This is a genomic window from Streptomyces ziwulingensis, assembly GCF_039542605.1.
GTDB lineage: Bacteria > Actinomycetota > Actinomycetes > Streptomycetales > Streptomycetaceae > Streptomyces > Streptomyces ziwulingensis.
Genome location: NZ_BAABIG010000153.1, coordinates 1 through 894, shown reverse-complemented (window position 1 = coordinate 894; position 894 = coordinate 1). Strand labels below are relative to the sequence as shown.

Annotated in this window: 1 protein-coding gene; it reads right to left on the bottom strand. The window is 68.6% G+C overall.

The annotated features are described in order from the left end of the window. A partial coding sequence (locus ABEB00_RS35860; RefSeq protein WP_486389436.1) for a glucose-6-phosphate isomerase occupies window positions 1-894 on the bottom strand: 894 nt, incomplete at both ends.

The window sequence follows — 894 nt, the reverse complement described above, 5'->3', positions numbered from 1 at the left end:
CGTCGTGGTCGGGTGGTTGCCGTGGAAGGTCTTGTGCGCGACCAGGTCCTCCGGGACACCCTCCGCGCGGACCTCGTCGGGGGCCTTGCCGAAGGCGAGGGCCTGGGTCTGGGCGAAGAAGTTCGCCATCAGCAGGTCGTGCTGCGCCTTCAGCGTGTCGCTCAGCTCCCCCACCGGGCGGGCGAAGCCCAGGAAGTCCGCCGGGATCAGCTTCGTGCCCTGGTGGATGAGCTGGTAGTAGGCGTGCTGCCCGTTGGTGCCGGGCGTGCCCCACACCACCGGCCCCGTCTGCCACCCCACCGGCTTCCCGTCCCGGGTGACGGACTTGCCGTTGGACTCCATGTCGAGCTGCTGGAGATACGCGGTGAACTTCGACAGGTAGTGGCTGTACGGCAGGACCGCGTGGGACTGGGCGCCCAGGAAGTTGCCGTACCAGACGCCCAGCAGGCCCAGCAGGAGCGGGGCGTTGGCCTCGGCGGGCGCGGTGCGGAAGTGGTCGTCGACAAGCCGGAACCCGTCGAGCAGTTCCCGGAACCGGTCCGCGCCGACCGCGATCATCAGCGACAGGCCGATCGCCGAGTCGAACGAGTACCGTCCGCCGACCCAGTCCCAGAACTCGAACATGTTCGCGGTGTCGATACCGAACCCGGCGACCTTCTCCGCGTTCGTCGACAGCGCCACGAAATGCCGGGCGACCGCCTTGTCGTCCCCGTCCAGGCCGGCCAGCAGCCAGGTACGGGCCGAGGTCGCGTTGGTGATCGTCTCGATCGTCGTGAACGTCTTCGACGCCACGATGAACAGCGTCGTGGCCGGGTCCAGGTCACGGACCGCCTCGTGCAGGTCCGCGCCGTCCACGTTGGAGACGAACCGCACCGTCAGGTCACGGTCGGTGAA